Origin of the sequence: Priestia sp. BR_2, from assembly GCF_041954005.1 — a bacterium.
Classification (GTDB): Bacteria; Bacillota; Bacilli; order Paenibacillales; family Paenibacillaceae; genus Paenibacillus_AQ; species Paenibacillus_AQ lautus_A.
The window spans coordinates 147,872-174,250 of the sequence record NZ_JAVFHM010000282.1; the positions used below are offsets into that span (position 1 = coordinate 147,872).

At 51.1% G+C, this 26,379-nt stretch carries 22 protein-coding genes and 1 pseudogene; 16 read left to right on the forward strand and 7 right to left on the reverse strand.

The genetic code is table 11. The annotated features are described in order from the left end of the window. Positions 1 to 81: 81 nt before the first annotated feature. Positions 82 to 462 carry a DnaJ family domain-containing protein gene (locus tag RB298_RS22615; RefSeq protein ID WP_009590658.1) on the forward strand — a complete coding sequence of 127 codons (381 nt, stop codon included), beginning with the start codon at positions 82 to 84 and terminating at the stop codon, positions 460 to 462. Positions 463 to 531: 69 nt separating this feature from the next. Here the strand turns inward: RB298_RS22615 and gluQRS are convergent, their stop codons facing one another. Beyond that, positions 532 to 1,509 carry a tRNA glutamyl-Q(34) synthetase GluQRS gene (gene gluQRS, locus RB298_RS22620; RefSeq protein WP_213579156.1) on the reverse strand — a complete coding sequence of 326 codons (978 nt, stop codon included), beginning with the start codon at positions 1,507 to 1,509 and terminating at the stop codon, positions 532 to 534. A 170-nt stretch (positions 1,510 to 1,679) separates the two neighbouring features. Between gluQRS and hrpB the strand changes: the two are divergent. The 7 genes and pseudogenes from hrpB (at position 1,680) to RB298_RS22655 (ending at position 10,139) form a co-directional block, all read left to right on the forward strand. Continuing rightward, positions 1,680 to 4,192, forward strand: a pseudogene (gene hrpB, locus RB298_RS22625) (ATP-dependent helicase HrpB). A gap of 78 nt (positions 4,193 to 4,270) precedes the next feature. After that, entirely contained in the window at positions 4,271 to 4,822 is a 552-nt protein-coding gene (locus RB298_RS22630) for a general stress protein (RefSeq protein WP_096774448.1), read from the forward strand. Between the two features lie 288 nt (positions 4,823 to 5,110). Beyond that, positions 5,111 to 6,307, forward strand: coding sequence for an acyltransferase (locus tag RB298_RS22635; RefSeq protein ID WP_486048660.1), 1,197 nt, complete (start codon positions 5,111 to 5,113; stop codon positions 6,305 to 6,307). A 321-nt stretch (positions 6,308 to 6,628) separates the two neighbouring features. Next, entirely contained in the window at positions 6,629 to 6,988 is a 360-nt protein-coding gene (locus RB298_RS22640) for a replication termination protein (RefSeq protein ID WP_009590710.1), read from the forward strand. Positions 6,989 to 7,026: 38 nt separating this feature from the next. Continuing rightward, positions 7,027 to 8,031 carry a Gfo/Idh/MocA family protein gene (locus RB298_RS22645; protein ID WP_096774446.1) on the forward strand — a complete coding sequence of 335 codons (1,005 nt, stop codon included), beginning with the start codon at positions 7,027 to 7,029 and terminating at the stop codon, positions 8,029 to 8,031. A gap of 187 nt (positions 8,032 to 8,218) precedes the next feature. Then, the gene (locus tag RB298_RS22650; protein ID WP_486048663.1) at positions 8,219 to 9,496 is read left to right on the forward strand and encodes an MFS transporter; all 1,278 of its coding nucleotides are present in this window, start codon (positions 8,219 to 8,221) and stop codon (positions 9,494 to 9,496) included. Positions 9,497 to 9,578: 82 nt separating this feature from the next. After that, the gene (locus RB298_RS22655; RefSeq protein ID WP_096774444.1) at positions 9,579 to 10,139 is read left to right on the forward strand and encodes a winged helix-turn-helix domain-containing protein; all 561 of its coding nucleotides are present in this window, start codon (positions 9,579 to 9,581) and stop codon (positions 10,137 to 10,139) included. A 66-nt stretch (positions 10,140 to 10,205) separates the two neighbouring features. Here RB298_RS22655 and RB298_RS22660 read toward each other — a convergent pair whose 3' ends face one another. Continuing rightward, complete coding sequence (locus RB298_RS22660) at positions 10,206 to 10,769, reverse strand: TraR/DksA C4-type zinc finger protein (RefSeq protein ID WP_486048665.1); 564 nt, start codon at positions 10,767 to 10,769, stop codon at positions 10,206 to 10,208. A 235-nt stretch (positions 10,770 to 11,004) separates the two neighbouring features. On the opposite strand from RB298_RS22660, the gene RB298_RS22665 reads away from it, so the two are divergent. After that, positions 11,005 to 11,382 (forward strand): DivIVA domain-containing protein, encoded by a 378-nt coding sequence (locus RB298_RS22665; RefSeq protein ID WP_009590687.1) that lies wholly within the window; start codon positions 11,005 to 11,007, stop codon positions 11,380 to 11,382. Between the two features lie 67 nt (positions 11,383 to 11,449). Here RB298_RS22665 and RB298_RS22670 read toward each other — a convergent pair whose 3' ends face one another. Next, on the reverse strand, positions 11,450 to 12,016 hold the full coding sequence (locus RB298_RS22670) for a cupin domain-containing protein (RefSeq protein ID WP_277746348.1): 567 nt from the start codon (positions 12,014 to 12,016) through the stop codon (positions 11,450 to 11,452). A gap of 250 nt (positions 12,017 to 12,266) precedes the next feature. Between RB298_RS22670 and RB298_RS22675 the strand changes: the two genes are divergently transcribed. The 4 genes from RB298_RS22675 to nagE all read left to right on the forward strand — a co-directional run bounded on the left by RB298_RS22675 (position 12,267) and on the right by nagE (position 18,439). Beyond that, the gene (locus RB298_RS22675) at positions 12,267 to 14,948 is read left to right on the forward strand and encodes a CHASE3 domain-containing protein (RefSeq protein WP_332293809.1); all 2,682 of its coding nucleotides are present in this window, start codon (positions 12,267 to 12,269) and stop codon (positions 14,946 to 14,948) included. 280 nt (positions 14,949 to 15,228) lie between these two features. Continuing rightward, the gene (locus tag RB298_RS22680) at positions 15,229 to 16,116 is read left to right on the forward strand and encodes a transcription antiterminator (protein ID WP_332293810.1); all 888 of its coding nucleotides are present in this window, start codon (positions 15,229 to 15,231) and stop codon (positions 16,114 to 16,116) included. Position 16,117: 1 nt separating this feature from the next. Continuing rightward, on the forward strand, positions 16,118 to 16,615 hold the full coding sequence (locus RB298_RS22685) for a PTS sugar transporter subunit IIA (protein ID WP_096774441.1): 498 nt from the start codon (positions 16,118 to 16,120) through the stop codon (positions 16,613 to 16,615). A 354-nt stretch (positions 16,616 to 16,969) separates the two neighbouring features. Then, positions 16,970 to 18,439 (forward strand): N-acetylglucosamine-specific PTS transporter subunit IIBC, encoded by a 1,470-nt coding sequence (nagE, locus tag RB298_RS22690; protein ID WP_096774440.1) that lies wholly within the window; start codon positions 16,970 to 16,972, stop codon positions 18,437 to 18,439. Between the two features lie 79 nt (positions 18,440 to 18,518). Here the strand turns inward: nagE and RB298_RS22695 are convergent, their stop codons facing one another. The 3 genes from RB298_RS22695 to RB298_RS22705 are packed head-to-tail and all read right to left on the reverse strand — an operon-like array spanning position 18,519 to position 22,170. After that, positions 18,519 to 19,658 (reverse strand): Ger(x)C family spore germination protein, encoded by a 1,140-nt coding sequence (locus RB298_RS22695; RefSeq protein WP_332293812.1) that lies wholly within the window; start codon positions 19,656 to 19,658, stop codon positions 18,519 to 18,521. Next, entirely contained in the window at positions 19,655 to 21,061 is a 1,407-nt protein-coding gene (locus RB298_RS22700) for a spore germination protein (protein WP_486048669.1), read from the reverse strand. The genes RB298_RS22695 and RB298_RS22700 overlap by 4 nt, the downstream gene beginning before the upstream one ends. Further along, on the reverse strand, positions 21,058 to 22,170 hold the full coding sequence (locus tag RB298_RS22705; RefSeq protein ID WP_486048671.1) for a GerAB/ArcD/ProY family transporter: 1,113 nt from the start codon (positions 22,168 to 22,170) through the stop codon (positions 21,058 to 21,060). Before RB298_RS22705 ends, RB298_RS22700 begins: the two co-directional genes overlap by 4 nt. Positions 22,171 to 22,394: 224 nt before the next feature. On the opposite strand from RB298_RS22705, the gene RB298_RS22710 reads away from it, so the two are divergent. Next, positions 22,395 to 23,783: an amino acid permease gene (locus RB298_RS22710; protein ID WP_486048673.1), complete on the forward strand. Its 1,389-nt coding sequence runs from the start codon at positions 22,395 to 22,397 to the stop codon at positions 23,781 to 23,783. On the opposite strand, the gene RB298_RS22715 is transcribed toward RB298_RS22710, so the two are convergent. Further along, positions 23,780 to 24,415, reverse strand: coding sequence for a LysE family transporter (locus RB298_RS22715; RefSeq protein WP_096774435.1), 636 nt, complete (start codon positions 24,413 to 24,415; stop codon positions 23,780 to 23,782). The genes RB298_RS22710 and RB298_RS22715 overlap by 4 nt on opposite strands. 244 nt (positions 24,416 to 24,659) lie before the next feature. On the opposite strand from RB298_RS22715, the gene RB298_RS22720 reads away from it, so the two are divergent. Together RB298_RS22720 and RB298_RS22725 are read left to right on the forward strand one after the other, a co-directional pair. Further along, positions 24,660 to 25,169 carry a metallophosphoesterase family protein gene (locus RB298_RS22720; RefSeq protein WP_486048675.1) on the forward strand — a complete coding sequence of 170 codons (510 nt, stop codon included), beginning with the start codon at positions 24,660 to 24,662 and terminating at the stop codon, positions 25,167 to 25,169. Between the two features lie 116 nt (positions 25,170 to 25,285). After that, on the forward strand, positions 25,286 to 26,185 hold the full coding sequence (locus tag RB298_RS22725) for a DUF72 domain-containing protein (protein ID WP_486048677.1): 900 nt from the start codon (positions 25,286 to 25,288) through the stop codon (positions 26,183 to 26,185). The last annotated feature ends 194 nt before the right edge of the window (positions 26,186 to 26,379 follow it).

A 26,379-nucleotide genomic window follows, 5' to 3' on the forward strand; every position in this document is an offset into this window, starting at 1 on the left:
TCCCCTACATTTAGAACTTGGAATATCCCGCGAGCTGATTTATGATGAGAGGACGAAGGAACAGGAGGAGGCTGGACTTACATGAGCATCTTTTCCAGATTGGCTGAGCAGAAGATCGAGGAAGCGATCCGCAACGGAGAATTCGATAACCTGCCTCTTGCCGGCAAAAAACTCCCGATCGACGATCTTTCGCACATCCCGGAAGATTTGAGGATGTCCTACCGCATCATGAAAAACGCGGGTTACGTTCCTGAAGAAGTCACGCTTCGGAAGGAATGCGTCCAGCTCTATGATTTGCTCGGCGCTACCCGAAACGAGGGCGAGCAGGAGCAGCTCAAACGCAAGCTGAACGAAAAGCATCTTAGGCTGCAGTTGCTGCTGGAACAGCGGGGGCTAAGCGGTAACAGCGCGTTTACGCAGTATGAGTCCAAGGTCAGGGAACGATTGACCGGTAAGGAATAACATAACAGCGCCAGTCTTTCTTCTCGCCTCGAGAATGAAAGGGCTGGCGCTGATTGTTTTTCGCTAAAGTTAAAGCTCGAACAGCCGGTTTTTGACAGGATCCGTAATTTTTATGGGGTATGAAGAAACTTTCGATAAATCAAAAACAGGGATCAATTCCGCAGGAGTTACTGCTTCCGGGTGGTCCAGGAGCCCGGCTGTCCATGCCAGCCAGCCAGTTAAGCGTTCCGGCCCGATGCCCTGGCCGCGCAGAAAGGAGAGGCTGAGCCCGCGGGTTCTCTTGGCCAGCCGTTTGCCCTCCGCATCCACCATCAGCGGTGTGTGCGCAAACTGCGGCGGCTGATAGGACAGCGCTTCATACAATAGCAGCTGACGAGGGGTGGAGTCCAGAAGATCAGCTCCACGGAGCACATGGGTTATGCCCATTAGCGCGTCATCCACCACCACCGCGAGCTGATACGAAATGATATCGTCGGCCCTCCTCACGACAAAATCTCCGCCGTCGGATAGCCGGTAGCGCTGCACTCCGGCAATGCCGTCAACAAAGGAAACGATTCTGTGCGGCACCTTCATGCGCAGCGAAGGTTTCTTATGAAGCTCTTTCAGGGCAGCTTCCTCCCGGGTCAGCTCTCGGCAGGTTCCCGGATAGCGAAAGCCCTCCGATGCAATGCCATGCGGTGCGCTGGCTGCTGCCGTTATATCCGCCCGGCTGCAATAGCAGGGGTACAACATACTGGATTCCTTCAATTTGGCGATTTCCCGTTCGTACAACGCGTGGCGAGCAGCCTGATGATACGGCCCGCAGGCTCCGCCAACGCCGGGGCCTTCATCCCAATCCAATCCGAGCCATTCCAGATCTCTCATGATCTCGTCTGCGAGCTCTTGGCGGGAACGCTGCACATCGATATCTTCGATTCGGAGTATATATTGACCGTTCATACTCCTCATTTGCAGCCATCCAAGCAAAGCGGTCAAGGCATTGCCGATATGCATCTTACCTGATGGCGTAGGGGCAAAGCGGCCGCGAAATGTGGCTTGCTGCTCCATACATTTCACCTTCCGACTAATTGAATCTTGATGTTTCCATGGGAATGATATTCATATTGTAGCGCATATGCATCGATTCTCGCCAGCCAATGGCCTACTTGACGTAAATCGGCTGTTTAATATAATTAAGGGATTATATTGATATTCGATAGGATGACGGAGAGATATCCATGACTGAACTACCGATTCACCGAGTATTACCGCAATTGAAAAAGGCTTTATCAACAGGAACTCATGCCGTGTTGATCGCCGAACCGGGTGCAGGGAAGACGACGCAAGTGCCGCTTGCTTTTCTGAATGAACCTTGGCTTGCCGGCAAACGGATCATCATGCTGGAGCCCAGAAGGATCGCGGCCCGCTCAGCGGCTGGATATATGGCGTCCTCATTGGGAGAAGCGATAGGAGAAACGATCGGGTACCGGGTCCGGATGGACAGCAAGATCGGACGGGACACTCGGATCGAGGTCGTCACGGAAGGCATTTTGACGCGGATGCTGCAGGATGATCCGGAATTGACCGGCATCGGCATGATTATATTCGACGAATTTCATGAGCGGAATTTGCAGGCCGATGCCGGACTGGCTTTTGCGATGGAATCCCAAGCGGTGCTGCGGGAGGATTTAAGGCTGCTGGTCATGTCCGCTACCCTTGAGGCGGAGCCGGTTGCAAAGCTCCTTGGAGACGCACCGGTCATCGTCAGCGAAGGGCGTGCTTTTCCGGTAACGACTCGCTATCTGCGCTCGTTCCCACTGGATGAGATACATAAAGGTGCGGCTAACGCCATTACGCGCGCGCTCTCCGAACAGGAAGGCGACATACTCGTATTTTTGCCAGGTGCTCGTGAAATCAGGCGGACCGCGAATGAATTATTAAGATCGGGCTTAAGCGCAGAAGTCGTCGTTCGTGAATTATACAGCGCGCTTTCAGCGGAGAAGCAGGATGAAGCCATAAAACGCGATGTGAACGGAAGGCGTAAAATTGTTCTGTCCACAAGCATCGCGGAGAGCAGCATTACCATTCAGGGGATCAAAACCGTCGTGGACTGCGGTTATATGCGAACAGAGGTATTCTCCCCGAGAACGGGACTGCCGCAATTGATCACGAGGCGGCTGTCCAGAGCGTCCGCCGATCAGAGAGAAGGGGCAGGGCAGGCCGCGTCTCGGCCGGCGTGTGTTATCGCTTGTGGAGTGAGGAAGAGCACCGCCATCTGCCGGAGAGTACCATTCCGGCGATCCGCGAATCCGATCTTGCGCCGCTGGCCTTGGAATTGGCCGTATGGGGTGCGCGTGATCCGGAGCAGCTCGCTTGGCTTGACGCGCCGCCTCGGCTGGCCTATACGCAAGGTCAAGCGTTATTGAAACAGCTATCGGCTCTGGATGATGCGGGCAGCATCACCCGGCACGGCCGTGAGATGGCGCTGCTTGGAGTTCATCCGAGGCTGGCTCACATGCTGCTGAAGGCACAGGAAATCGGCGAGGCCCCGCTAGCCATCCGAATCGCCGTTCTGCTTCAGGAGCGCGATATACTGAGCCGAAGCGAAGCGCTTCGGGACCAGGATTTGCGTTCGCGCGTGGAACGGCTTCTCTTGTTTGAACAGCATGGACAGCGATCCGCCCAGCAGGACACGGCGAACGAAGCCGTGCTGCAGCGGATGAAACAAGAGATTCGGAAGCTCCATGCCCAGCTGAATATCGAATATGCAGCTGACGGTGACTTGAATCTCTGCGGCCTGCTGCTGTCGTTTGCCTATCCGGATCGGATCGCGAAGAACAGGGGAAGCAGCGGGTTTCTCATGCGCAGCGGCAGGGGCGTGAAGCTGGCTGCGGTTCAGCCTATGAGCCGTGCCCGGTACATTGTGGCCGCAGCCGTAGATGATCAAGGTGCAGACGGGAATATCCAGCTGGCTTCCGAAATGGATGAAGCCTGGCTTGAGCAGTATTACCTTGACGAGATGGAACAGCAGAAAGAAGTCGCATGGGATACAGCTTCCGGCAGCATCAGGGCCAGGCAGAAGCTGATGCTGGGAGCCATCGTTGTCAAGGAACAAGCCTATCCCAATCCGACTGGGGAGGAAATAGCGCGCGCCTTGCTGCAAGGGATCAGGCAGGAGGGCCTTGGCTTATTTCAGTGGAGCAAGGCGGCCGTGCAGCTGAGAGAACGGATGGCCTTTATGTTCCGGCACGAAGCCGAAGGGGATTGGCCGGATGTATCGGACGAAGGATTGCTGGATCGCGCGGAAGCGTGGCTGCTTCCTTATTTGGACGGGCTGCGGAATCGCAATGATATCAGGCGACTGGCACCCGGAACGCTCTTGGAGCATATGCTCAGCTGGGAGCAGAAGCAGCAGCTTCAGAAAGAAGCGCCGACGCATATCAAGGTGCCGAGCGGATCGCAGATCCCGATCAACTACAGCAATCCTGAACAGCCGTTTCTGGCCGTTCGTCTGCAGGAGATGTTCGGGATGCGGGACACGCCGCGAATTGCCGGCGGGCGCGTTGCGCTGACCTTACATTTGTTATCGCCTGCGCAGAGACCGGTCCAGGTTACCTCCGATCTGTCGAGCTTTTGGGCAAACGGGTATTACGAGGTGAAAAAGGATCTTAAGGGTAGATATCCTAAGCATTATTGGCCTGATGATCCGCTGGAGGCGATCGCAACAAATCGGACCAGACCCAAGGCATAACAAGGCAGCGCCACGTTTAATTTCCCCTCCCGTCGGGTAATGTTAAATATGAACGACCACCGATGAGGAGGGTTTATCATGGAGAAGAAAGTTGTTGGGGTATTTCGTTCGGAACAGGAGGCCGCTCAAGCCATAGAGCAGCTGCAGCGGCACGGAATTCCGAACGATGCCATTTCCATTATAGCGAAGGATAAACGCGAGGCGGACATGATAGCCGAGCAGACGGGAACGATGGCTCCCGAAGGAGTAGCTGCGGGTGCAGCAACAGGCGGCATACTTGGAGGCACGGCAGGATTGCTGGCTGGACTGGGAGCCCTCGCCATTCCCGGCATCGGCCCGATTCTTGCGGCCGGACCGATAGCAGCGACGCTTACAGGCGCAGCAGTCGGTGCGGGAGCCGGCGGGTTGGTCGGAGGTTTTATCGGCCTTGGCATCCCGGAAGATGAGGCGAAGGAATATGAGTCCTATGTCGAGCAGGGACGGATTCTTGTCCTGGTTGATGCCGATCAAGAGAATACCGGCATTTACGATATTTTCCGCGATTACGATTACAGAAACGAGGGGCGATACGGTGCGGTTGATCCAGACCGGGTCGACACATTGCCTCCTCGAGGAACTACGCTGCTGTAAAGGCGCTTGAACCGGTTCCGATTCGGAACCGGTTTTTTTTGTGGTCAGAAAGTAACACTTCCTCATTTGTGCCCTGGAGATATTCGTTTAGCCATGAGGTCGCTACCCGCGGTAAGTCTTCCGTGAACGCACGCCGATAGAAGTTTTCAATATATACATAATCATACGGATGAATGCTAGGTATGGAGCCAGCCGTCATGCCCCAGTAAATAATTGGATTAGCCCGTCAAGGGAGAAGTCCCTTACAATGAGGTTGATTATACGAAGCCAGCATGAAGGGGGAGCAGTATGTCCAAACAAAGAATTCCGGAAATCGAGCGCCTCCGAGGAATGGCCTTCCTGGCTGTGGTTTTGCAGCACTCCATCGCGCATTATTCGGTAGCGCCGGGGATGACGGCAAACGATGGCTTGATGATGGGCTTCCTCCTGATGGCGACGAAATTCGCTGTGCCCGTCTTTATTTTTATTACCGGCATGGTGCTGTTTTATAATGATAAAGGCCGTTTACATTACGGCAGGTTCATCAAGAGACGATTCGGCGACATTTATGTTCCTTTTGCGGTATGGACCCTGATCACGTTATTAATCAATCATAAGTTTAATCCCGCATTGATCGGGGACTGGAAATATCTTGGGGAAGTATGGTTAACCGGAAAAGCCAGCTCGCATTTTTGGTATATTATTATGCTGTTCCAATTTTATTTGCTGTATCCACTCTTCAGATCCGCCATACTGGGAATCAAGGAACGATGCGGCATACGGACGCAGCTTACGATACTGGTTCTTTCCGGGCTGCTGTACGTGGGCTTAACGGGAGTTATCAACGATATCGGACATTGGATGGGAAGTTTGAGCATACCGGTGTGGAGCGAGCTGTTCACAACCTATGCGGATCGGAATGCACTTTATTATTTCTTCTATTTTGCGCTTGGGGCAGCAGCCGGCTTATATCATGCCACTTGGATAAAATGGCTCAGGAAGGCCCGGCCGGCCATATGGCTGGTCTTTGCATTTACGTTCGGCTGGATGCTCATGCAGGCCGTGAATGAAATCCGTTCAGCGGAGGATGGAGCGATCACGTTCTATTCCTTGTCGCTGCTGCGGCCGATGATGGCGCTTTTCCTGATTAGCTCCATTATGGTCATGTACGATACGGCCGGCTGGATTACCCGGCATGCCGGAGTGCGGACGAATGCGCTCCTGACCTCCATTGGAGTCTATTCGTACGGAGCTTACCTGATGCATTTATTAACGCTCCGGATAAGCTATGCAGTCGATGAGTATCTGCTGATCGGCATGCCATCTCTGGTGAGGATCCTTTCTTCATGGATCATCAGCGTGGCGATAGCGTACGCCGCAACGCGCCTGCTTGCAAAGCTGCCGTTCGGAAAATGGCTCGTCGGCATCGCGGGTGCACGGAACCCTCGCTCTATTCGGCCATACGGCAAATCGCACCCATCCGCCGGGACAACCTCCGGCATGTGAAAATAAAATGAAGCCCACCCTTTAGGGTGGGTTTTTTCGTGGGCTCGCGCCATCGTTCCTAAGACCCAAACGAACCAAACGACCGAACCAACAACAGTTGAAAAACTAAACATTATACAATTGCAACATATGAAAAATTCACAATAATGAAAACATGCGCTTCCTGCCTCATTCCCATGCGACCATCACCTGCCAACGTTTCAATCCACGGCTTCTTGGTTTAAAAAGAGAAGGATGCTTCCTATTGTGCAAACTGGGAAACTGTGGGTTATAATAAGGTATATTATGGGACAATTAGCTCGTGAAGGAGGAGGCGTCCGAATGGCATTTATGATCGCGCAGCGCGCTTTTATCAAGGTATATCTTATTACCATGGTGGAGCAGCAGCGCGGATATGGATATCAGATGCTCGAAGAGCTTCGGCAGGAATTCAAGAGCCATGGATATTCGCCGCCGCAAAGCGAAATCTATCGTGCGCTGCATGAATTGGTGCAGGAGGGTGTTCTATACCGTACCAAACAGTTGAAAGGAAACGATCCGCGGGTCGATTTCCAGGAAATCGTACTTTATCATTTTACTGACGAAGGTGCCGAGAAGGCCAAACTCTATAAAAAACAGGTTAAGACCGATTTGGATCGATGCTTGGGGATCCTTCATAAAGCCGTAAACGACAATTATTAAAAATCGATCCGGAATGCAGCCAAAGGAGGAATGACCTCGTGAGCAAGAAACTGCGCTTTGGGATTATGAGTACCGCTCGAATTGCAAGAAATTCAATGATACCCGGCATATTGAAATCGGAACGCTGTGAGGTTGGGGCCGTCGCAAGCCGCAATGCCGATAAAGCCAGGGAGCTCGCGGAACGATACCATATTAAAACATACTATGGTTCTTACGATGAGCTTCTGGCGGATCCCGACATTGATGCGGTGTATATTCCGTTGCCGAATCACCTGCATAAACCTTGGACCATCAAAGCCGCTGAGGCCGGAAAGCATATCCTGTGCGAGAAACCGGCGGCCCTGACGGAAACGGATGTCCGTGAGATGGCAGAGGCGGCCAAAGCACGCAACGTGCTGTTCGCCGAAGCCTTCATGTACCGCTACCATCCGAAGCACGCGCGCGTCCGCGAAATCATCGAAAGCGGCGAAATCGGCCAGCTTCGCGGAATACACGGGTCGTTCACCTTCAACAATGCGGAGGATAAAAGCAATGTCCGCTACAGCAAGGACATGGGCGGAGGTTCGATCTACGACGTGGGATGTTATCCCATCTCGGCGGCGAGAATGATATACGGACAGGAGCCTAAAGCCGTGACGGCCCACGCTTTTTTCTCCGAGGAGCATGACGGCGTGGACATGATGGTCCATGGCATGATGGAATTTGACAATGGACTGGGCCTGACATTTGACTGCGGCATGTGGACCTACTCCAGATGCTCGTTAGAGATTGCGGGAACCGACGGCAGGATCGAGCTGCCCTCCGCCTTCGGCTGGGAGAGAATGGAGGATATGGCCCAGATATTCGTTCATACGGCTAAGGGAACCCGCGAGGAGAAAGTGGGGATTTACAACCATTTTGCCCTGCAAGCGGACGCCATGGCTGCTGCCGTGATGGATGGCGCGCCATTGCCATACGGTCCGGAAGATGCCATCAGCAATATCAGAGCCATCGAAGCATGCCTTCAAGCTGCGAGATCTTCATCGCGGGTGGAAATTAAATAAAGCTGCGCTATCAAATAATAACGCTAGACTTAAATCGCCAACATGGCGATTTATTTTTTTTGCCTATTGCATTCCTCTTCAAAATCATTAAAATAAACTTAACGTTAAAAAATATTTAACGTAATCATAATTTTAACGAACAAAAAAGTTTAATGAAACCATTTCATAACGAAGAGGAGAAAGAAACATGCAAAATGCCGCCGTTTTGGAAAAACAAGGCTTTGGCCAACTGTTGAAAATCCGCCCGTACCTGATTTATTTATCTGCTCAAGCCATTACCCGATTAGGGGATTCCTTGGACTCCATCGCTTACAGTTGGATGGTTTATATGCTCACAGGCTCAGAGCTGTTAATGGGGACCTTGTTCGCTTTTAACTTTCTGCCGGGATTGCTTTTCAGTTTGTTTACGGGAACCTTTGTAGACCGCTGGCCTAAGAAAAGAGTCCTCGCCTTAACCTACCTCAGCCGCGGCATCGTGGTGTCTCTGACGGCCTTTCTGTATGCGATCGGTTCTCTTCAAGTCTGGCATCTGTTTGTCTTCACGTTCCTGAATTCAACGCTCGAATGTTTCTCCAGACCCGCCGAAACCTCCATCGTTCCCCGGCTGCTCCCCAAGGAACAGCTGCTCGCGGGCAATTCTTTCTCCACATCCGTTAGCCGCAGCGCTGAATTAATCGGTCTGTCCATTGCCGGAGCCCTGATCGCCTTGATCGGAATCTCGGGAACGATCCTGATCGATGCCGTGACGTTTCTAATTGCCGCGGTTATTATTGCATTCATGCCGAATCCGGAAGCGGCCGAACAGGACGAAGACAAGTCCGAATTCCCTGGACCGGTGCCTGAGAAGAACAGAACGGTGCTCGGCGACATCAAAGAGGCGCTTCTGTTTGTGAAGCAGCATTCGCTGCTTCTCATCACGACGGTTCTGGCGATGATCAATAATTTCTGCTTGGCACCGTTGAACGTGCTGCAGCCGGTCTACGTCAAGGAGACATTGGGTGCCGGAGCGGGAGGTCTGAGCGTAATGGGAACGGCGCTTCTGATCGGTATGATTTGCAGCGGGCTATGGATTGGTCGCTACGGCAAAAGTTTCAAAAAGAGCACCTTGATCATGTCAGGATCGATCATGCTCGGGATCGGATATTTTGCATTAGGGATTCCAGGACATCTCCCGGCGTGGCGCGTGGAGTCCGCGGCGGTCTGCATGTTCGTTGCCGGTTTTGCCGTCTCCATGCTGAATGCCCCGATCTCGACGTATCTGATGGAAGTAACGCCGCGGCATATGCTGGGCAGAATTGGCGCCCTGATGACGGTATTGTGCACGGCTGCAATTCCTGTCGGAAGCCTGATAACGGGAGTTGTGGCAGAGCATCAATCCCCTCCCGCGCTCTTCTCGTTGATGGGATTCGTCATGCTGGTGCCCGTGCTGTTCCTGATTCGAAAGAAGAGTTTCCGTGCCATCTGAACCCATCGCCGTTTTTGTAATTTCGACATTCTCGGCCTATAATGAAAAGGTGAAAAATTAACGTGAAGCTGAGGTGTACGGTGTGGAAACGAAGGAATTGACTACACTGGAAGAGATCAAAATATATTCAGATCCCTATCGGCTCCAGATTTTGAATGTATTAAACAAGATGGATCGTCCGGCAACCGTAAAGGAGGTCGCGGACAAGATCGGGGATGTGCCTGCGAAGGTTCATTATCATATGAAGAAGCTGGAGCGGATCGGCCTGGTCAAGATCGTATCGACGAAAGAGATCAACGGAATTATCGCTAAATATTACGAGCCTTTTGTCGGTACGGTAAAGATCAAGCGTGGGGCGGATTCCGACGAGCCGGTCATCAAGGAATTGATTCGATCCGAAACGAACAAATTATTATCCGAGCTGTTCGACCAGAATCGAGACCGTTTCTTTAAAAATATGAGCCAGGATGGCGAAGCAACGTCCATGTTGACCAATACCACCTTGTATATGAGCGAAGATGAAGCGCGCGAGTTATTTGTTGAGCTGGATAAAATGCTGACCCCTTATAAAAAGAAGCGCGGGGAAGAATTTGACGAATACGAGTTTTTTGCTTCCAATGTTCGGAACCATAAAGAATCTTGATTACGCAAAAAAAGCTGGTACCCGAACGTAAGGTACCAGCTTTCCCTTCTAATTTGCCAAATCAATTCATACATTCTTCTTATAATCGTCTTGTCCTGGTTTAATGGACATGCCGGGCGATGTGGAGGTTCCGTAATCTTCCACGGCATCCCAGGCGCCGGCGTCATCAAATTTACCGTCGGCTGCTTGGCGGTTGACGCCGGCGCCTGATGGGGGCGGGGTCATGACATCCTCTTCAACCGGACGGTTGTCGTTGATGTCTTTTCGGGGAGTATGCTCGAGGCAATAGGCCGTATAAGGCAAAGCTTCCAGCCGCTCATACGGAATTTCCCGTCCGCATTCGGCGCAGGTTCCGTATTCGCCTTGGTCCATACGCTGCAGGGCAGCATCAATCTGCTCCAATTCACGCTCGAGCGTCTCCTGAATGGCCAAATCCCGACCGCGTTCGAAAACTTCGGTGCCCACGTCAGCGGGATGGTTGTCGGCAGCGCTCAGCTCTCCCGTGGAGTCTCGCAGGGAAAGATCCTTGTTGGTGTCTTCCCGGTACTCCAATTGATTTTCCAACCGTTCTTTATCACTGAGCAACCGTTGTCTTAGTTCACTGTATTGTTGTTTTGTCATGCTGGTCATAGGAATAGTCGCTCCTTTCTGGGTTATGTGCACAATAGAAACTTCTTATGTAAATTCAATACCCGAAATGGATTGGTAACAATCACATGAAGCATGGGAATGACGGCCTGCCGTTTTTGGAACATTCTCCAAAAAAGCCCCGGAGTGTTTTAATCACGGTGCTTAATATGATATAAACAATGATAGAGAGAAGGCTAGGAAGAAGGGCTGCACCAATATTTGGAGGTAAATCATTATGGATGAACACATGAAACGCCGATTGGATAAACAGAAAAAGCTTTTTCGTCAGCTAGGCATTCAACTGGACGCTTTGTCTATCCATGAAAAGAATTTTTCGAATAAACTGAGGGGTTACGATCAGGAGGAAGTGGATTCCTTTCTGGACGAAGTGATTCAAGATTATGAGCGGTTCTATGCCACCATCTCCGATCTGATGGATAAATGGCAGGAGCAGCAGATCACCATTCGCGATCTGAGGGCTGGCGTTAAGCCAGAAGCTGAGCGTCCGGCACTGAATCCCGAAGAGATCGAAGAGACGGTGGCGAAGCTGGAAGCCGACTTGCGGCTTCTGAAGAAGCAGATCCGCCCAGAACAAAGATTCTATATTGATTAATGCCATACGATGCGAGCGAAATCATTACATAAGAAGTGTCCCAGCAACAAGAACCACACGCGGCCGATCACCGGCTGCGTGTGGTTTTGTTGTTTAGGTGCCCGGTTTTGAGCCATGGCGGCCCCGGCAGGGGCTTCTCCGGAGTCTCGCTCTCGATCCTGTTTTGCAGCGGGACGGGCGTAAGGAGTGTCTTCGAGTAAAGCTGCTTGTTCGGGTCGTTACCTTCATAGGCATGTTCTTCGTAAAGCGAATATGGCCATAACGGTGCAAAATCGATTTGGTGCGGATGCCCGGTTCGATAGATCAAGAGCAGGATTGTCCCGGGGGATAGCGATGTAATCCAGTGACACCAACCGATCGGGGCATGTACCACCTGACCGGGTACGGCTTGAAACACGAGATTCCGGTGACTTTCCGGATCCACCAGGGAATAACTGATGTCTCCTTGAATGATGTAACACAATTCATCGGTATCCGGATGGCCGTGAGGCGGAAGCCCCTCACCGCGGCCGAGATGGATTTCCGACATGAACATGCCCTGCAGAAGGGGCAGCTCCAGGGACGACACGTTCGCTGCTCCTCGACCGGCAGTACGTTCAGCCTGTTTCCTGGAATGATATACATGCCTTGTCACCGCAGTGTCTCCGCAAACGCTGTGACGTTCCTCATATGAGCGGTCCTCCTTTTTTTAGCTGGAATATATTAAAAGTGTACAAGCACGTCCCCTAACAATATATGCCCAAACGTTTATAAATCTGACTGCCTACGACTAAAGAATCATTGAATGTCATGAAAACTGGTTTTGCTTGTAAACCATTTTCATAACAATTACTATGAGAATATGAGCAGACTTATATTGATCGATAACAAGGGAGGTTAGCCGTATGTCTAACAACCTGAAATTCAACATCCGCAGCAAGATTGTCATCGGCTATTTATTGATATTAATGTGTCTTGGAGCTTTTCTCTGGATTGTCTCCGACCGTATCTCTTCCCTGCAGCAAGAAGCGGATTTTATAGAGAAACATGATATCGAAGTACATAATCTCACGCATGAAATCGAGAAGAATATGCTGGAGATGGAAACCGGCCAGAGAGGGTACGTCATTACGGGCGATGAAACCTACCTGGAGCCGTTCAACCAAGCGCTGTCGTCCTGGCAGATCAATTATAACAAGCTGTACAAGCTTGTGAGCGATAACTCGGAGCAAGCCAATCATCTGGAAAATATTAAGGAGAATATCAAAGAGTGGATTACCAACGCCGGACAGCCTGCGGTTCAACTCATGCAGCTGGGACAGGATGAAGAGGCCCTTCATTTCTTTATTAACGATCCCGGAAAGCAAGCGATGAATTCCATTCATGAGCTGTTCCTCTCCTTTCGAAGCAAGGAACGTGAACTGACAACCAGCAGAATCGAAGAAATGAAGGAGAGCAATGCCCGTTTATTGTACACGATGTACCTGTTATGGGCCGGGGCGGCACTGATCACCATATGTGCGGCTTGGGTCATTGCGAAAAGCATCGTAAAGCCGATCAATCAAGTAACCAACGTCATCTCCGACATTGTCAAGGGAGGAAACCTCTCCCAGCGAATCCATGTGCATTCCAATGACGAGGTCGGCCAGTTGGCCGATACAACCAACGAACTGCTCGCACAGGTTGGCAGGCAGAACTGGGCCAAGGACCATGTTTCGGTCATGTCGACGATTCTTCAATCGTCCGATCGCGTGGAGACGGCCGTGCAATTTTTCATCCATAAGCTGGCTTTGATCATGAAGCTTCCGTACGGGGCGGTGTTTATTACCCGGTCAGGATCGGAACTGGTTAAGGCTGCTGCTTTTGCCGACCCGGACGGAGAGCCTTGGAACAAGGTCAGGGATCGCTTCCTGCCCGGCGAAGGTTTGGTGGGGCAGTGCATGCTGGAGCAGCGCATGATCATACTGGACGATATACCGCCCAACTATGTGCGAATCGAATCTGGACTCGGCGATGCCGAGCCTTCGACGCTGCTGCTGGCGCCCGTGATGTTCGAGGGACAAGTTCTCGGCGTGATCGAATTGGCCAAGTTCAAACCCTTCGATGAGCTGGAGATTCAACTGATCGAACAGTTGAATTTTCAGCTCGGAGTGACCTTGAATTCGATTCAAAGCAAAATGGAAATCCAGCAGCTGTATCATGAATCACAAACGCTGAACGAGGAACTGCAGAGCCAGACCGAAGAGCTGCAAGCGCAGACCGAGGAGCTTCAAACGCACTCCGTGGAAATGCATCTGCTGAATGAACGGTTGGGAGCCCAAAAGGAAGCGGCTTTAATCGCAGCCAGCGAATTGGAAAAATACGCGAAGGAGCTGGAGAAGAGCTCTAAATATAAATCGCAGTTCCTGGCCAATATGTCCCATGAGCTGCGGACGCCGCTGAACAGCATGCTCATCCTCTCCCAGATTTTGGCGGAGAATAAGCAGGGGAATCTGACGGAGGAAGAACAGCATTACGCTACCGTCATTCATAATTCAGGCAGTGAATTGTTGAATTTGATCAATGATATCCTGGATCTGTCCAAGGTCGAGGCAGGTAAGATGCAGATCGAAATGGACTTGGTGAACTTGACGGAGCTGCCGGAGCTGATGGAAGGATACTTCTCCAAAAGCGCAGAATCCAAAAATCTGGAATTTGATATCGAGATGGCGGATGACCTGCCCGACATGATGTACAGCGATGGGATGCGCCTTCATCAAATCCTGCGCAACCTGCTCTCCAATGCGATTAAGTTTACGGAGAGCGGCAGCGTGAAGCTGAAGGTAAAGAAAATGAATTCGATTGTCACTTCGGATTTCATTATCAGCGGCGACGTCATTGCTTTTTCCGTTGAGGATACCGGCATCGGGATTGCGGCAGAGCATTTACAGCCGATCTTCGAAGCATTCCAGCAAGGCGAAGAAACCACCGCCAGAAAATTCGGAGGCACGGGTCTCGGCTTATCCATATCGCTGCATTTGGCCAAACTGCTTGGCGGGTATATAACCGTGGAGAGCGAAGTAGGAATCGGCAGCACCTTTATATTATATTTGCCGCTCGTCACGGAGAGCGGTGCAGTCGACAGCCTGTTTATGCTGCCCGAAGTGGCTGCCACGGCAAGCGACAACAGCTTGAGCGATATCCGGATGGAAGAGTACGAACAGGAGGAGTTTAGCCGGTTGGAGAACAAAACCGTATTGATCGTCGATGATGATATACGGAATGTGTACGCTTTGACCAATGCGCTGGAGAAACTCCAGTTGACCGTGCACACAGCCCAGAACGGCTTCGAGTGCTTGGAGCTGTTAAGCAAACATTCATCCATCGATGCGGTATTGCTGGATACGGTCATGCCTGAAATGGACGGCGTCGAAACGATGAAGCGGATACGGGAGAACCCGGAGTGGAGCGATCTGCCACTGATCGTCATGAGCTCGAATGCGATGAGGGATTCGGATCAATTCATTGGAGAAGGTGCGAACGGCTACCTTCACAAGCCGCTCCAACTCCGCGAGGTCATCCTTACCCTTCAGAAATGGATAGGGTAATAAGCGATCAAGTCAAGTCCGGGATATGACGGCGCTAATGTGCTGTTCCTTGCAAGGGCATGTCGTAAGTTGACGAATGCTAGCGGGTTGTTTTATGATGGAATCATAGCAGAAACATAAAACGGCGTGTTACCTGAAGCAGGGCATGAGCCAAGAAGAGACATCTTTATTTAAGGGGGTCTTTTCTTGGCTTTTTCAATGTTCATGCGGTGGGAGTATTTCTCCGCAAATGAATCCTATGGCGGAACACTGTTTAAACTTAAAGGAAAGGGGGAAGTTAATGAGCGGGATCGAGTTGTTTACAGTCGTTCGTGTTATTGGTAACAATGTCGTGATGGTTACTGGCGGCAAAAAAGAATCGGAATATGTCATCTTAGGCAAAGGCATTGGCTTCGGCGCGAAAATAGGCGGTACGATCGCTTCGGACGATAAGCGGATTGAAAAGCTGTTCAGGCTGGAGGATCGGGAGCAGTGGAGCCAAGCTCACCATCTGCTGGAAGAATTTGATCCGCAGGTGATGGAGATTACGGATCAGATACTGAATCTCATCGGACAGGAATTTCCGGGCACATTGAATGATAAGGTATACCTGGCGCTTCCAAGCCATATCCAGTTTACGATCTACAGAATCCGCAAAGGCATGGATATTATCAATCCTTTCCTTGAAGAAACCCGGATCAGCTTCCCAAAAGAATATGATATCGCAGCCAAGGCAGCGGAATTGATCGGCAAGACCTTCGATATAGAGGTTCCCGAGGATGAGATTGGCTTCTTGACCTACCATGTGTATTCGGCCGTCAGTCATGTGCCCGTTGGCCATCTGGTCAAGGCATCGAACGTGGTGGGAAGCCTGGTGAGGTATATTGAAGAGGAGCGGCAGGTCGCCTTTGACCGGGGAAGCATGGATTATGTTCGTCTGCTCATGCATTTAAGGTTCTCGGTAGACCGCATTCTGAATCAGGAAATCCATGTCGATAATCCGTTCGCGGAACAGATCCGCTCCAAGTTCACGCAGGAATACGGATTGGCAACACGTCTAGCAGGCATGATGGAGAAAGAACTCGGCAAGAAAGTGCCCGAAGCGGAGGTCTGCTTTCTGGCTATGCATTTATACCGGCTCTTCACTGGCCGACTACAGCAAAAGAATCAACCCAGGGAGGAATCTTAACATGTTTGATCGTTGGAAAAAGAAAAAAACAGCTACTGTCATTCAACTCACAGCCCCATTGTCGGGTAAAGCCTTGCCTTTATCGCAAGTGCCCGATGAGGCGTTTGCTGCCGGACACATGGGCCAAGGCATCGCCATCGAGCCTTCCGAGGGCAAATTAATCGCGCCGTTTGACGGGACCGTTGCGCATGTCATCAAGTCCAAGCATGCCGTCATGCTCGAGGATCCCGCAACCGGCCTGCAGTATTTGTTCCATATCGGGATTAACACGGTCGGTTTGAAGGGTGAAGGCTTTACAAGCCATGTTCAAGCCGGTGACCAGGTGAAGTCGGGTCAGACGCTGATCGAATTCGACATGGCTGCGATCCGGGCCGCCGGTTATCCGACGATTACGCCGATTATCGTAACCAATGCGGATGAAGTGGCTTCCAAGGTGGACGGTCAGACCGGTGACGTCGTGTCCGGCCAAAATCCTGTTTTGACCATCGAATTGAAATAGTATTCATTCGATAAGGAAATAAATATTGGTTATTGACAAAACGGGAAGACGTGAATTAAGATAACAACATCAAATGAATACGTTTAAGGCGTGTTACCATAAACATGGGCATGAGCCAAGAAGAAACGGACTATTTAATGCATAGTCGCCGTTCTTCTTGGCTTTTTTTGTTGACTTCGAATGATGATGGTATCCATGCCGCCTTAAAATGATGAATACAAGAGCCCGCAAGGAGGAGGATTTTCTGAGGTATTTCTGTTCCGGAGTGAATGGGAAGAAGTGGTTATTATATCGACGCATTATGTAAACGGTTTCAGCAAAAGCTAAATTATTGAAGTTGAAAGGATGATTGACATGCTGGCTAAATTGCAAAAGCTGGGTAAGTCCCTTATGCTGCCGGTGGCCACGTTGCCTGCGGCAGGTATCTTGCAGGGGCTTGGATTGATCGACTATCAAAAAGACATACCATTGGGAGCTCTCGGAGCTTTTTTGAATCAATATGTAACTCCGTTCATGACTTCAGGCGCCCTTGCCATTCTGGATAATCTGCCGATTATTTTTGCGATCGGCGTTGCGATCGGATTCGCCGGGGATGCCGTTGCGGGTCTCTCCGCTCTTATCGGGTACATGGTGCTTACAAGAGTGCTGGCGCAAGTGCCGCTGCAAATGCCGTTTATACCGGATGACGTAAAGCTGAATATGGGCGTTCTTGGCGGTTTCTTTGTCGGTCTATGGTCCGCCTACCTGTATAATAAATTCCACAACATTAAGATGCCGGATTGGTTGGGCTTCTTTGCGGGTAAACGCTTCGTACCGATCATCACGGCGGCCTCCACGATGGTGCTGGCAGTGCTGATCGGCATGATTTGGAGCCCGGTCCAGGATGGCATTTCCGCCTTCGGCAACTGGGTTGTCGGTCTGGGAGGCATCGGTTCGTTCATTTTCGGTACGGCTAACCGCTTGCTGATCCCTCTGGGTCTGCATCACGTATTAAACTCCATCGCCTGGTTCCAGATCGGCGATTACACGAATGCCGCGGGCGAAGTCGTTCACGGCGACCTGTGGCGTTTCTTTGCGGGAGACCCGACGGCAGGCATGTTCATGTCCGGTTTCTTCCCGATCATGATGTTTGCGATGCCGGCTGCGGCGCTGGCCTTTATGCATACCGCCAAGCCGTCCAAACGCAAGCTCGTCGGCTCCATCTTTATCGGTTCGGCAGTGGCGTCGTTCCTGACGGGGATCACCGAACCGCTTGAATTCGCGTTCATGTTCATTGCTCCGGTACTGTATGTAGTCCATGCGATTTTGACAGGTCTTTCCGGATTGATCATGTATGTCCTGGATGTGCATTTGGGCTTCTCGTTCTCGGCGGGCCTGATCGACTACCTGGTGAATCTGAAGCTGTCTACCAATGCTTGGCTGCTTCTGCCGGTCGGCTTGGCTTTCGGAGTCGTTTACTATCTGCTGTTCAGAATCCTCATTGTCAAGCTGAACTTGAAAACGCCTGGACGCGAGGAAGACGACGACATGGATACGGTTTCTGACGATGGAGATACAGCTGCCCCGGCTCCATCCGGCGCGGCATCCAATGAGTCCAAAGCGGCCAAGGTTTTGCAAAACATCGGCGGTGCGGATAATATTACCAGCATCGATGCTTGTATCACGCGTCTGCGCCTCGTCGTTAAAGACGAGAAGGCCGTTAAGGATTCGGAGTTGAAAAAATTAGGCGCATCCGGTGTCATGCGTCTGGGTCATGGCGCGGTTCAGGTCGTATTCGGACCGCAGGCGGAATCCATTAAAGACGAAATCAAAAAAATGATGTAAATGTGGCGGCAGCTGCTGCTAACGAGAGAAACCCTGTGCTATTCCAAGCACAGGGTTTCTCTTTTTTTGCATATGTTCATTATCGGTTCAGGCTTTTGCGTTGTCCCCAATACCGGATGTTGACATTGACATCAAGCTCAAGCGGCGTTTCGTCGTAGATTTCCTTTTTCTGTTCCACTAATTTCTTCCAAAGCTTGGGGTCTGTTCGGTACAATTGGAGACATAGTTCATAAGGATCCGCGTGGATCAATGCTGCTTTATGAAAGGTGTTCTGCAATTCCTTACGCAGGGTATCTTCCGTTAATCGCTTCATTTCCTTAATCCCCACCTGCTTGTAAATATTCTGTACCGTGCCAATGACGTTCAGCTTGATTCGATACGAAGCATCGTTTGGCTTCCGGATGACTTCGATGGTAGATTGGGGCTTCTCCAGCCGAATGCTCCCGATTGCTTCACCGTCCGCCTGAACGACGACGGCAGCGTGAGTATTATTCGATGCTAACCAGCGGGTCCCCAGCAGATCGGATCGTGGGAGCCAGCCCATCAATTCTTTGTTCTTGATCAGAAATCCGCCGTTCACTTCCAATATCGGATGCTGCTTCAGATTTTCCGACCAGTTCTGCGTCGAAATATGAAGGGAGGGAAGCAGAACGGTTGCAGCTTTTTCCCGATAGAGACGAATAAAGTTCACGAATTGGATCGGACGTATAAACGAGAATTGGACATAGCTTTCCCTGGGTTCATGAAGCAGCGAGTGCAGGGGGGAGAGCTGAAAGAACGGCGACACCGTAAAGAGATCCTCCATCTTATCCTTGGTCCCGTATATCCATTTCGTATACCGGATTTCCTGCGAGCGGTTGGTCAGGTCGAACACTTGAGACAACTGCTTAGGTTTTAACACGGCTTCCGTAAGCACCAAAGCCGTCACATGACCCCAGGAGACCCGCTGCTGACTCGACGTGTACAGATCAACGAGGGCTTCAGTCAACGTGGTGCCGGTTCCACGGCCAACCCAGATAGGCGCTTTCTCCGTCTGTTTGTTGGATTCTTGTTTGGCAATCGTGGCAAAGTCAAGCATCTGCACATATATGATATATTTCTCGTCCTTGTAATCCACGCCCAAAGCCGTGATATAGTTGATATCCTGGACTTCATTGTTGTCCCAGCAGCCTGAGAGCAGCAGAGATGTCAGGCATACGAGTATCCATACCCGCTTCATAACGCGCCGCCCTTTTTCCGTTTCCCCGGAAATCGCAAGAGATTGCCCAGGATTTTAGATATGGAGAAGGGCGAGAAAGGGGCAAGGTACGGCTGCCCGAACGGATTATGGTTTGCTGCATATTGAACGATCATGAAGACCGATATGAAGAAACCGAATAACCCGAACATCGAGGACAGGGTAAGGACAAAGAAACGCAAGATCGTTTGGCTGACAACAAAATCCTGATTGGAGTGGGTAGACCCCGCCACAAAGGATAGGGCACCGATGACGGTCATCGTCGGCGAGAAAAAACCGCCCCGAATAGCTGCGTCGCCGATAATGATACCGGAAACCACCGTAATGGTCGACGCGATCGGAGAAGGCATCTGCATGCCTGCCTCCCGCAGCAGAGTGAGGAGAAACAGGATGATCAGCATCTCAAACCCGGTCGGGATCGGAAGGCCGAGCCTGGTATTCGCAACCGTTGCCAGCAGCGGAAAAGGGATTTGATCCTGGTGAAAGGCTAATAGCGTTATATAGAAGCCGGGAAGGAAAATGGAAATCAGGAACCCGAACATTCTCAGAATCCTCCAGGGCATCACGAAATAGAACGGCATTTGGGGGTCTTCGGCAGCGAACAGCAGCTGCATGAAGCTCGCAGGCGCGATCAATAGGACGGGACTTCCCTGCATAATAATGACCAAACGGCCGCGAGTCAGAGAGTCGTATGCCAGGTCCGTCCGCCCCGTGTAGTCAAACATGGGAAGCACGCTGAACCTGTACGGAGTCAGATGCTCCACAAGCTCGCCGATCCCTACGGGAGGATCCCCGGCGTAATGGTTTAGCTTGTCCACGATGGCCGTGACGGTCTCCGGTATGACCTTGTCCTTTAAATACATGATGCCGACGGTGGTTTTGCTTTTGTCCCCAAGCTTAAAGGAGGAATAGACAAGTCCCGGTGATTTCAGCCTTTTGCGGATAAGTGCTACATTGATATCCAATTCCTCGACAAACCCGTCGCGGGGCCCTTTGACCGAGGTTTCCGTGGCGCTTTCTTCCGGCGTTCGGCCGATGGTTTTGCCGGCGCTGTACGAATACAGCTTATCGTCCTTGGGAAAATACAGGGCAACGTAGCCGGAATAAACAATGTCATCGACGGACTCCAAATCGGCATCGGCGACATCCAGCGTAAGATAATATTCAAGGCTGGTCGGGTCAAACGGATGCTTTTGCGAAACGGAAGTATTCCATTCCTTGCTGATGACAGGCAAAAAGACCTCGGACAACACTTTCGAATCGCACATCATCGGGCTGTAAACCATAATCGCCCAAGGCTCTTCATCCATTCCCGGGTAGGACGTTATATAGACGTCATCGGAATCGGCATAACGATCGCGCAATTGCTGTTCGGTCATGTTCATTGCGGCGTTTCTCCTTTCGTGGAACTGACATCCTGCGGCTCCTGCTGATTCGGTTTGCGGATCAGGAAGAATAACAGGAGGCTTAGGATGGTGATATAAACGGCGGATGCGGGCAAGAAATAGTCGGCCATGGCATAATACATTTTCAAATTGCTGATCGGTGAGGCGCACAGTATGATGAGCAGCGTGGTGACGGCTAATACGCCAACGCTCTGTCTGGACTTGGGAAGAAGGGTTTCGCAGAGCAAAAAAATCGAAATGGAAATGGAGATATAAGCTCCGCTAAGCCACTGGAAGATGGATAAAAAATCGACGTGTTCCACGAATTTGCCCAGCTTCACGAGACGCCATTGCTCATAGGCGGGGTACCGCTGAAGCTTCATTTCTTCCGGACCAAATTCGGCAATGCCGCCGATCGTGGGTCCAAACGTGAGGAAGATGAGAACCAGATGGATGAGCAGGATCGTAAGAAAACCGGGTTTTTTCTGCAGGTGAGGCCGCAGAAACAAGATCAGGATAAATTGGGACAGCCCTCCGAGCATGATAGGAACTCCGCTGAGAACCGGCATGAAGCCGTCCTCAAGGACAGGCAGCAAGTAACTGTAATTTTTCACTTTCAGATTGGACACGGATACGAATATGCCCAGCAAGACGACGCAAGGCAGCAAGATGCCGGCGGCAACGCCGATGGTTTTAATCCCATGGTTAATGCTGATAAGGCATAGCATCATGAGCACGAATGCGGTGGCAACGACAGGGGTTTGGACCATGTAGGTCGATTTCGTCCAATCGATGACTTCCTTCAAGGTATAGAAGGCGAAGGCAAAAAAATACAAGCCTGACATGCCCATCGCAAGCATGCGCGCCGCTCTGCCGCTGCTTTCGTCCAACGCTTGCTTGATCGAACGGGAGCCGACTTTTTTGATGATTCCATAAATAAGCAGAACCCAGGGCATGAATAACACGGCTGACACGAGAATGGTGATCCAAGCATCCCGTCCGGACTTCTCCAGAAGCACAGGGATGATCATGACATGATTGGTCAAACCTGCCGTGAGCATCATAATCATAAACGCCTGATTCGTTGGAATACCGCGAGCTAATGACATGTGTGATCCCCCAATTCTGCTTTCTTCCGTTTATACTTCTCGGGGAACAGCCAAAATATGCGAGAGCATCCAGCCTCGGGCTGCATGAACCGCTTGCTCGTTTGTTCATCATGAACTTAAAAGGCATTTTTAGGCTCGGCGGCACGGTACATAAATCACGGAGAATCCCTTCATAATAAGGAAAGTTTTGATCGAACACATCACAATATCCGGAGGACATAACCGTGAACAGAAGAGTGAAAACGGAGGCAGGGGAAGCAAAAGGGAATCTGAAGTGGTGGCAGCTATCGCTGCTGGGAGTCGCATCCACGATCGGCACGGGGTATTTTCTCGGATCCGCGCTGGGTATCCGGCTTGGGGGACCGGCTTTTCTTCTTTCTATTATATTGGCGGCGACGGCCACCTACTTCGTGTTTGATGTGCTGGCGCGAATGACGGCGGAGGATCCGCAAAAAGGCTCGTTCCGAACCTACGCCAAAAAAGCCTACGGCCGGTGGGCAGGCTTCTCAACAGGGTGGATGTACTGGTGCTCCGAAGTGTTGATCATGGGGAGCCAGATGACGGCGCTGGCGATATTCTCCCGCTTTTGGTTTCCTGGCGTTCCGATGTGGATATTCGCATCAGGTTATGCCGTACTGGGGCTTTTTGTCATATGGATCGGCACCAAGGGCTTCGACCGCCTGGAGAATGTGCTGGCTGTTATTAAGGTCGCTGCCATCGTCATGTTTCTTGTCATTGCCGCCGCCGCTTGGATGGGATGGTTGAAAGGCGGGTCTAGACCCCATGTTCCGGGCAGCATGAACGCCTTATTCCCGACGGGCGGAAAAGGCGTGTGGTCGTCCTTGATCTTTGCGTTTTATGCTTTCGGCGGAATTGAAGTCATGGGAGTGATGGCCGTCCGCTTGAAGAATCCGAAGGAAGCCCCGAAATCGGGCAAGGTGATGATTCTCCTGCTGGCTATCGTATATGTACTGTCTATTGGCATGGCCGTGATGATGGTAGCCTGGAATCGATTCTCCACGACGAAAAGCCCCTTCGTTGTGGCGCTTAGCTCGTATCAGCTGCCTTTTATCCCCCATATATTCAATGCGGTCTTAATCATTGCCGGATTCTCGACGATGGTTGCCTCGCTGTATGCCGTAACCACGATGCTGGTCACGTTATCCGAGGATAAGGATGCGCCCAAGCTGTTTTCCAGAAAAATGTTCAAGCGCGATACGCCCATCTTCTCCCTTTCCCTTACCGCCGCCGGGTTGATTGTATCCATCGTGCTGTCTCTGCTCATGCCCGGCAAGATTTACGAGTATCTGACAACTGCGGCAGGACTTATGCTGCTGTACAACTGGTTTTTTATCCTGATATCGGCCGGCCGGCTGATGGAGCTTACGGGATGGGGCAAGGCCAAAAGATACATCGGTATGATACTCATAGCGGCTGCCGTCAGCGGAACCGCCCTGCACCCGACGAGTCGGCCGGGACTCTGGATCAGTCTCGGGTTCATATTGTTAATCGGACTGGTCGTATTATGCATGCGCTCCGTGTGGAAAAAATCCGGTCAGGGCCGCGCGATGGAGAGGAAAAAGCGCAAGCTTAGCCCCAAACCGGCCCGTTAGAATACGAGCGGATAAAGTAATGCCAGAGCTCGAATTCCGAAATAAACGCCAAACACGATTAACGAGATCCCGGAGAGCACCGAAATGAGAGAAAGCGCCCGCTCGTTTAAATATCGACGGAATACGCTGCCGAGCGCGGCCATGAACAAATCCCAAATCACGACCCCGGCGATCACGGCTACGCTGTAGAGAAACAGGTTCCCGGACCCTTCGTCCGCCGCGGTTTTGACCAGGATAGAGCCGTAGATGCCGAGCCAGAACAGAATCGTCATCGGATTCGAGACGGACATGAGAAATCCGGAGAGCATGCTTTTCCATAACGAATCTTCGCTTTTTTCTTGACTGATCGTCACTTTATTGGCGTTCAGGATGCTTTCCAGCCCGGAATAAATAAGGACAAAAGCGCCGAACAGCCAGAGGAATGTCTGCATGAACGGCGTATTCAGAAAATGTACAACGCCGAGATAGACGAGGACCATATACAGGATATCCGCAAGAACCGCACCAATGCCGAACAGCCAAGCATGCCAGAACCCTTTCTTGATTCCCTTATCAAGCTGCGCCGCATTAATCGGACCAACGGGTGCCGATAGGGAAAGGCCAAGGATCATGTAGCTAATTAGAATACTCATCAATTTCCACCTCTCGTCTGGAACATGGATAACACAGCTTGTACCTGCTTGCTCGTACATTCTATTCGGCAGGCGGACAAACTAAAACTGGATTGGAAATTTTTTTCTGCCTTAAAAGAAGACGTGAAAAACCGCGCAGCTCCCTGCGCGGTTTTATTTGATTTCGTTTATTTGGTAGGATATAGATGAATGTCAGATGGCTGGTATTGCAGCATTACATAACCATAAGAAGAGGTGCATCCCAATGAGTCGCCCATATCGGATTACGGTATTGTCAGACACCCATATGCCCAAAAAGGCGAAGGAACTGCCAGACCCGCTGCTTGAAGATTTACGGCAATCGGAGCTTATTGTTCATGCCGAAGACTGGTCCGATTGGGAGCTCTACGAGCTGTTAAGTCAATATGCTCCCGTGGAGGGCGTGGCCGGGAATGTGGATGACGCGCGGATCGTGGAACGCTTTGGGTATAAAAGAATGGTTGAAATCGAAGGCAAGCGCATCGGGATTGTGCACGGACACGGTCAAGGCGGAACGACGCCATCACGAGCCAGAAAAGCTTTTGCAGATACGGAGGTGGACTGCATCTTGTTCGGCCACTCCCATATTCCCTATAAAGAAGATGTACAGGGGGTCCTGCTGTTCAATCCCGGTTCCGCTACGGATAAAAGGCGGCAGCCCCGTTATTCGCATGGAAGGATCGAGATCCTGGACGGTAACCTGGAAGCCCATCATGTTTTTTATGATCGGAAGTGAACGAAATCAAGGCATTGGTAAAATCAGTATGGGGCTGCCTGCTTTTGAAATCACCCGTATCAGGTTAATTAATAGAAGTCCCCGATATGGTAAATCATGTGGATGTGAGGATTGTTATGTCAAAGGAAGATAAACAAAAAGATGCGATTCAGGTAGGTTTGTCCGGGTGGGGGGATCATGACAAGCTGTACGACGAAGGGGCAAGGCCTTCAGATAAACTGGAAATGTACAGCAGGCATTTTCCCATCGTGGAGATGGACAATTCGTTCTATGCCATACCCTCGCCGGAACAAATGACAAAATGGGCGGCAGCCGTCCCGGACCATTTCGGTTTTATTGTAAAGGCCTATCAGGGCATGACAGGACATGCCCACGGACAGGGCAAGGACAGATATCCCAGCGTAAAAGCGATGTTCGATCATTTGCTTGCATCGGTCGAAGAATTGCGAGCGGCGGACAAATTAAGGACCGTGCTTTTCCAATACCCGCCATGGTTTGGTTGCGAACGCAAGCATGTGGACACTCTGAAGCGTACGCGGGAATGGATGAAGGACGTTCCGGTAGCCTTGGAGTTTCGCCATCAGAGCTGGTATGCGCCAGAGTTTCGCGAGAAGACCCTCGAATTTATGCGGAGCGAGGGCTGGATCCACAGCATAGCCGACGAGCCGCAAGCCGGTATCGGATCGGTGCCGGTCGTGCTTGAGACATCGGGCACGGAGGCCGTGATGATCCGGATGCACGGACGAAACGCCGATGGGTGGCATTCCAGCGGTCAGCCCAACTGGCGAGAGGTAAGGTATTTGTACCGTTACAGTCCGGAAGAATTGGAACAGCTGAGAGGATGGATAGAGCAATTGCTAAAGAAAGCGAAGCAGTGCTGGATTATCTTCAACAACAATTCGGGAGGCGATGCTTCCGACAACGCCAAACAGCTTCTTCAACTGCTGGGGATGAACACCGGCCCCGAGCCGCTGAGGCAGATGGACTGGCTGGAAGAGGATATTTTTTCCGAATAAATGGGTTTAAATGGAACCCCATACAGGGAACTGGTGAACGAGCGGACAAATCGTCAAAAAATTGACGCAAATTCATCTGTTTCTGAGATCATTATTATATATAAAGGGTATTTTCGGTATTGAGGCCAAGTGTATTATAATGTAATCGTAAGAAAACGTTTATTTAATGTAAAATGTAGTATGCAAAATGTAAA